6 protein-coding genes are annotated in these 6,864 nt (G+C 52.1%); 5 read left to right on the plus strand and 1 reads right to left on the minus strand.

Annotation, left to right across the window (positions count from 1 at the left end):
* Nucleotides 1-92: 92 nt before the first annotated feature.
* On the minus strand, nt 93-782 hold the full coding sequence (locus tag FD30_RS04920) for a DUF1361 domain-containing protein (protein ID WP_225426523.1): 690 nt from the start codon (nt 780-782) through the stop codon (nt 93-95).
* A 224-nt stretch (nt 783-1,006) separates the two neighbouring features.
* Between FD30_RS04920 and cdaA the strand changes: the two genes are divergently transcribed.
* The 5 genes from cdaA (at nt 1,007) to FD30_RS11850 (ending at nt 6,652) form a co-directional block, all read left to right on the plus strand.
* Nucleotides 1,007-1,855: a diadenylate cyclase CdaA gene (gene cdaA / locus FD30_RS04925; protein ID WP_024747702.1), complete on the plus strand. Its 849-nt coding sequence runs from the start codon at nt 1,007-1,009 to the stop codon at nt 1,853-1,855.
* The gene (locus FD30_RS04930) at nt 1,855-2,820 is read left to right on the plus strand and encodes a CdaR family protein (RefSeq protein ID WP_056944130.1); all 966 of its coding nucleotides are present in this window, start codon (nt 1,855-1,857) and stop codon (nt 2,818-2,820) included. Before cdaA ends, FD30_RS04930 begins: the two co-directional genes overlap by 1 nt.
* Before the next feature lie 34 nt (nt 2,821-2,854).
* Nucleotides 2,855-4,210, plus strand: coding sequence for a phosphoglucosamine mutase (gene glmM / locus FD30_RS04935; RefSeq protein WP_024747704.1), 1,356 nt, complete (start codon nt 2,855-2,857; stop codon nt 4,208-4,210).
* A 336-nt stretch (nt 4,211-4,546) separates the two neighbouring features.
* Nucleotides 4,547-6,361: a glutamine--fructose-6-phosphate transaminase (isomerizing) gene (gene glmS, locus FD30_RS04940; protein WP_024747705.1), complete on the plus strand. Its 1,815-nt coding sequence runs from the start codon at nt 4,547-4,549 to the stop codon at nt 6,359-6,361.
* Between the two features lie 168 nt (nt 6,362-6,529).
* Nucleotides 6,530-6,652 (plus strand): hypothetical protein, encoded by a 123-nt coding sequence (locus tag FD30_RS11850; protein ID WP_263862306.1) that lies wholly within the window; start codon nt 6,530-6,532, stop codon nt 6,650-6,652.
* The last annotated feature ends 212 nt before the right edge of the window (nt 6,653-6,864 follow it).

Consider the following 6,864-nt stretch of genomic DNA (forward strand, 5'->3'; position numbering starts at 1 on the left):
ACTACCGCAGTCTGCCCTTGGTACCATATTGTTATGGGGATAAAAAACGGAGCCTGGGATTGGTATCCCGGGCTCCGTTTATTTTAGAAAGATTAGTCGTTAGTGGTATTGCGCGCCGTCATGATCAGGTGCAAGATCCAGTAGCAGAAGAGCTGGAGGACCGTCATCAGGAGAACAAAGATCCAGAGATGGTAGGTCCACATGGTCAATAATGGCTGAATGAATTGCTCCGGATTCAGGAATAAGTAGATGGTGTGAATCCGTAAAAAGCGACCAATGTAGACACCGATAGACGATAGTACGGTTAACGTCAGAACCACCAGTAAGCGGACCAGACCGTTGCCCCGGGCGATTCGCTGAGCGATGCTTTCACTGACGTAATTCAGGCTCCAGAAGCCCAAGAAGGCGCATCCTAGGGCACTGAGCATCATGTAGGTGAAGTAGATCCAGATATGCGGCGTGACCCGGAGTAGGCCGCTAGCAGCGTAAGGGTTCAGCAGCGATAAGTGGAACAAGTCGGTCAGCAGGTAGGGGGCGTTCGGATAGAACAGCAGCCAGATGATGACTAGGGGCCAGAATAACCAGACCGCTTTGGGGCGGTGGGCCCCTAGGTGGAAGCTCAGTTCAATGGGGAGGTACCCCAGAAAGGTATTCAGCAGCAGGAAGGAGAACGGGTCGTGGACGCGGAAGAACAGGAAGCCCAACCACAGGGCAAAGAATCCCCGAATTTCCCATCGTGCGCGCTGATTCATGGCCATCACCGTCCTTTCCCGTGAGTTCATTGCTCACCTCTTCTCTATTTTACAGCGAATAAGGTGGCAATTCTTAGAATACGCTCTCTATCTTACCAGAAAACTTTAAGGGGCTAGGAAACTTTGCGCGGTCTTAAGAAATTATGCAAATTTAGGACGAGATTCGCAAGAATTTGGTGGCATTGGGGAGAATTAAGGCGGAAAGATAGGGGCCGTGATATAATGAAATTTGAATTCGATTTGGAGGGGAAAAAATGAACCTAAATTGGGAAAATCTCCTAACGTTAGGAAATTTGGTCAACATTCTGGACATCCTCGTGGTCTGGTTCGTGATTTACGAACTGATCGTGATGTTGCGGGGGACCAAAGCCATCCAACTCTTCCGGGGTGTCATTTTGATCCTGGTGGTCAAAGTTCTGAGTAGTTACTTTGGCTTGAATACGGTGGCTTGGTTGATGGACCAAGTGATTAATTGGGGTGTCATTGCGGTCATCATCATTTTCCAGCCCGAAATTCGTCGGGGCCTGGAACATTTAGGCCGGGGCTCGTTATTCGTGCGTATGCGGCATGAAAATGAGGCCGCTAACAAGATGATTGCCGGTCTGGATAAAGCCATCCAGTACATGTCCAAACGCCGGATTGGGGCGTTAATGACCATTCAGCAGGACACGGGACTGGAAGACTACATCGAGACGGGCATCACGTTGGACGCCGAGTTGACGGGTGAATTACTGATCAATATTTTCATCCCCAACACACCCTTACACGACGGTGCGGTCATCATTCGCAACAACCGCATTGCCGTGGCTGCGGCGTACCTGCCGTTGTCCGAAAGCAACTTGATTCCCAAGGAATTGGGAACTCGTCACCGGGCGGCCGTGGGAATCTCGGAAGTGACCGATGCGTTGACCATCGTGATCTCCGAAGAGACCGGTGAAGTGTCCATCACCAAGAACAATGAACTGTTACGGGGATTGACGCAGGAAGATTACCTGAAGTTCTTGCGGCACGAATTAGTGAACGAAGAGGCTGCGACGAACCATAACATCTTAGAGACCGCGTTGGATTGGATTGATCAACGCATTCATAGGGGGCGCAGGTAATGAAAAATGAGCACTATACCACCTGGGTCTACCGGATTCTCGCGCTGATTTTGGCTGTCCTGCTGTTCTTATACGTGAACAGTACCCAGTCGTCCAGTGGCCAACAGGCGACGAACTCGGGGAAGACCTCGTTGACGGCGACCAAGACGGTCACGGTCTCGGTGCCGTTACAGTTAAACGTGAATAGTAATAAGTACTTTGTGACCGGCTACCCGGAACGGGTCAAGGTGACGTTGAAGGGCCCGTTGGCGTTAGTCACGACGACGGCCAATACCCAGAACTTTAAAGTCTATGCCAGCCTGAGCGACTTAGGAACGGGTAAGCATCGGGTGACGTTGCATCAGGAGGGGCTCAATCGTGAGATTCAATCCACGATCAATCCGGAAAAGATCACGGTGGATATTGAACCCCGCCGGACGGTCTCGTTCCCCGTCAAGGTGCGTTTTAACCAGCAAAACATTGCGGCGGGCTACACGGCTGGAAAGCCGACCACGGATGTGACCAGCGTGAAGGCGACTGGAGCGGCCAACGAAATTGCGCGGGTCAGCCAAGTCATCGCCCAGTTGTCGGTTCCGCAGAATACCAAGAAGACGCTGAATAGTCAGGCGGTGATCGAGGCGTTAGACAAGAGCGGGAAGACGGTCAACGTGATTTTGACGCCGTCGACCACGACGGTGAACTTGCCGATTACGTCCAAGGGTGCCAGCAAGAAAGTTGATGTGAAGCTGAACGCCAAGAACGGCGCGTCCGGAAAGACGTATAAACTAAGTAGCAGCACGACTTCCGTGAAGGCTTTCGGCAGTTCGGCGCAATTAAAGGCGTTGGATAATTGCCAAGTCGACGTGGACGTGAGTGATGTGAAGCGCCAGGCGACTAAGACTGTGACCTTAGATACCAACGATAATGATGTGACGGCGTTTGATCCCGCCACCATTCAAGTCACGGTCAAGGCTAGTCAGAAATAAAGAAGTTAATCTTGAGAAATGAGGAGTTTTTGTCATGAAATATTTTGGAACTGATGGTGTTCGGGGAGTCGCAAACCAAGATTTGACGCCCGAGTTAGCTTTTAAAGTCGGCCGGTTTGGCGGCTACGTCTTGACCCAGCACGCCGATAGCGAAAACAAGCATCCCCAGGTCTTAGTGGCCCGGGATACGCGGATCTCCGGTCAGTTGTTGGAGAACGCACTGGTAGCGGGCTTACTGTCCGTGGGAATCGAAGTTCTGCGGTTAGGCGTGATTACCACGCCAGCCGTTGCGTACCTGGTCCGGACGCAGGGGGCGGCAGCCGGGGTCATGATCACGGCCTCCCACAACCCCGCCGAATACAACGGAATCAAGTACTTCGGTAACGATGGCTTCAAGCTGTCCGACCAGATGGAAGAAGAGATCGAAGCCTTGTTGGATGCGCCACAAGACGACCTCCCACGGCCTTCCACGGACGGTTTAGGTGTCGTAGAAGACTACTCCGAAGGCAGCCAAAAGTACATTCAGTTCCTGGAACAAACCATTTCCGATGAACTGAGTGGGCTGCACATCGCCGTCGATTCCGCTAACGGGGCCACCAGTGGGTTGGTTTCCCGGTTGTACGCGGACTTCGACCTGGACTTCGATACCATGGCAACGTCCCCTAACGGCGTCAACATCAACGACCAAGTTGGCTCAACGCACCCCGAGAACTTACAAAAGTTCGTGGTTGAAAAGGGTGCTCAGATCGGCTTGGCCTTCGACGGTGACGGTGACCGGTGTATCGCGGTTGACGAACAAGGAAACTTGGTCGATGGGGATAAGATCATGTACATCTGTGGGAAGTACATGGCGGAACACGGTCGGTTGAAGAAGGACACCATCGTCACCACGGTGATGAGTAACCTGGGGATGTATAAGGCCATGGAAGCACACGGCTTGAAGTCCGTGAAGACTAAGGTCGGAGACCGGTACGTGGTCGAAGAAATGCTGAAGTCCGGGTACAACCTGGGTGGTGAGCAGTCCGGTCACGTGGTCTTCTTAGACTTCAACACCACGGGTGACGGCCTGTTGACTAGTCTGCAGCTGTTGCATGTCCTGAAGGCAACGGGCAAGAAGCTGTCCGAGCTGGCGGCGGATGTGACGACTTATCCTCAGAAATTAGTCAACGTGAAGGTGGCCGACAAGCAAGCGGCGTTGAACAACCCGCAAGTTCAGGCCATGATTGCCACGGTTGAAAAGGAAATGAACGGTGACGGCCGCATCTTAGTTCGGCCTTCCGGGACGGAACCCCTGTTGCGGGTGATGGCGGAAGCCCCAACTGAAGAGGCCGTTGCGACCTACGTAGAACGTATTGCGGATGTGGTTCGGGCCGAAGTCGGCGTCGACTAGCATCGATAAATCAGTATAGTGAGTCGTGAATCAGCCCGTAGGAGGTCGCCTTCTGCGGGCTGATTTGTCATCTGAACGGTTAAGTGGGGGCCGGGGCGAAAAACGTGGGATGTCCTGAATTTTCAGCGACCTTAAGTAAATATTAAAAGTTTGATATACCATTTTAGCTTTTATTAATTGACAACCCTGCTGGAAGGCTGTAAAGTATAGTCATTCAGGAATAGCTTTCAGACTGTTTCAGTCTATACCAATTTTCATGAAAGCTCGTTCATTGACCTACTAAACTAATCCGACCGCCTGTTTTTCAGAAACCGGTCGAGCAAAGGAAGACGAATTATGTGTGGAATTGTTGGGGTTACGGGAAACGATAATGCCGTTAAAATCTTAGTGGAAGGTCTCCAAAAGTTGGAGTATCGGGGCTATGACTCTGCTGGAATCTACGTGAACGATCAGAAGGGCAACGACTACTTGGTCAAGACCAAGGGCCGGATCTCGCAATTACGCGAAAAGATTACGCCGGACGTTCACGGATCCACGGGGATCGGCCATACGCGGTGGGCTACGCACGGCGTGGTGAGTGTGGACAATGCGCACCCACACTTTTCGAACGACGACCGCTTCTACTTGGTTCACAACGGTGTGATCGATAACTTCCAAGAAATCAAGGCACAATACTTAAGCGACGTACCTTTTAAGAGCCAAACGGATACCGAAGTTGTGGTTCAACTGATCGACAAGTTCGCCGTAGAAGACCACTTGGACGCTAAGGCGGCCTTCTTAAAGGCATTGGGTCTGTTGGAAGGTTCATACGCTTTCTTACTGATGGACCGGGAACAACCAGATACGCTGTTCGTAGCCAAAAACAAGAGTCCCTTACTGATTGGGGTCGCTGACGGCTTTAACGTGGTCTGCTCCGATGCCATGGCGATGTTACGGGAAACCCATGACTTCTTAGAAATCATGGACGGTGAAGTCGTGACGGTTACGCCAGACACGGTGCACATCCAGGATGCGGCCGGCAAGACCGTTGAACGGAAGCCGTACCACGTCGACATGAACGCTGACGAGACGGACAAGGGGACCTATCCTTTCTACATGTTGAAGGAAGTTGACGAACAACCTAACGTGATGCGGAAGTTGGCCCAGACTTACCTGTCCGAACACGGCGAACCACAAATCGACGACAAGCTGATCAAGGCCATGCAGGCAGCTGACCGGTTATACATCGTGGGTGCCGGGACCAGTTACCACGCCGGCTTGATTGGGAAGCGGCTCTTTGAACGCTTAGCCCACATCCCAACGGAAGTACACGTTTCTTCCGAATTCGCTTACGAACAACCTATGCTGTCCGATAAGCCATTCTTCATCTTCTTGACGCAGTCCGGAGAAACTGCGGATAGTCGGGAAGTGTTGGTCAACGTTAACGACGCGGGTTACCCTAGTCTGACGATTACCAACGTCCAGAACTCAACGCTGTCTCGGGAAGCGAGCTACACGTTGCTGTTGCACGCCGGCCCAGAAATTGCCGTGGCTTCGACTAAGGCTTACACGGCACAGATTGCGCTGGAAGCCATCCTGGCTAAGGCTTTAGGTGAAGTTAACGGACAAATCATTGCCCAGAACTTCAACGTTCGGCAACAGTTGGGCTTGGTCGCAACGGGAATGCAGGCGATCGTGGACGAAAAAGCCACGATCGAAGCGTTGGCGAACGACTACCTGATGAAGTCACCGAAGGCCTTCTACATTGGCCGGGGAATCGACCACGCGGTTTCGTTGGAAGCCGCGCTGAAGCTCAAGGAAATCTCCTACGTCCAAGCTGAAGGGTTCGCTTCTGGTGAACTGAAGCACGGAACGATTGCCTTGATCGAGGACGGTACACCAGTGATCGGGTTCATCACGCAAGCCAAGACGGCTGGTCTGACGCGGAGCAACTTGCAAGAGACCATGGCACGGGGTGCGAACACCATGACTATCGCCCGGCAGGGGTTAGCCATCGAAGGCGACAACCTGGTACTGCCTGACGTTGACGAGATGTTAATGCCACTCTTGAGTGTGGTGCCTGCTCAGTTACTGGCTTACTACACCAGCTTGAACAAGGGCCTGGACGTGGATAAGCCCCGGAACTTGGCTAAGAGTGTTACGGTTGAATAATGTGAAATGAAGAAACGGTTGGGCCGCGGGGCTCAGCCGTTTTTTAGGCCTAGGGATGTCGTTGATTGGGGTGCCTAACGGAGGCCTGGGCGAACGTAAATCTTGCGTCTAGCCGCGTTTCGTTATATAGTATTTGCATAACACAACGGAAAGGGAGGCGACGAAAGCATGAAATATACTAAACGAGAAAATTCCCGGAAGAACCAGAAACAGCGGGATGCGACTTTCGAAAAGTTCCGGAAACAACAGAACGCACTAAGCGCCGACCGACGTGGCGATCGACGGAAATAAGGGAGACGGTGTCTAGGGCACCGTCTTTTTATTTTGCTGAAATACCCTGCTATCAGTTTAGACGGTGGCTTTTACTGAGGATTGATATTGTGTGAGCCCTAAATCACAAAGTGGGTCAATTAACGCGTATAATGGGGCGTAAAGGGGGATGCGCAAAATGAGACATTTTGAACGGATCATGTTAGGACTCGTCGCGTTAGTGGCGGGGGGGG

The organism is Levilactobacillus namurensis DSM 19117 (assembly GCF_001434785.1).
In the GTDB taxonomy this organism is placed as follows: Bacteria; Bacillota; Bacilli; order Lactobacillales; family Lactobacillaceae; genus Levilactobacillus; species Levilactobacillus namurensis.

Coding starts and splice junctions, on each gene's coding strand:
- glmS (WP_024747705.1), top strand. CDS start 4,547: ATGTGTGGAATTGTTGGGGTTACGGGAAACGATAATGCCGTTAAAATC.
- glmM (WP_024747704.1), top strand. CDS start 2,855: ATGAAATATTTTGGAACTGATGGTGTTCGGGGAGTCGCAAACCAAGAT.
- FD30_RS11850 (WP_263862306.1), top strand. CDS start 6,530: ATGAAATATACTAAACGAGAAAATTCCCGGAAGAACCAGAAACAGCGG.
- FD30_RS04920 (WP_225426523.1), bottom strand. CDS start 782: ATGAACTCACGGGAAAGGACGGTGATGGCCATGAATCAGCGCGCACGA.
- cdaA (WP_024747702.1), top strand. CDS start 1,007: ATGAACCTAAATTGGGAAAATCTCCTAACGTTAGGAAATTTGGTCAAC.
- FD30_RS04930 (WP_056944130.1), top strand. CDS start 1,855: ATGAAAAATGAGCACTATACCACCTGGGTCTACCGGATTCTCGCGCTG.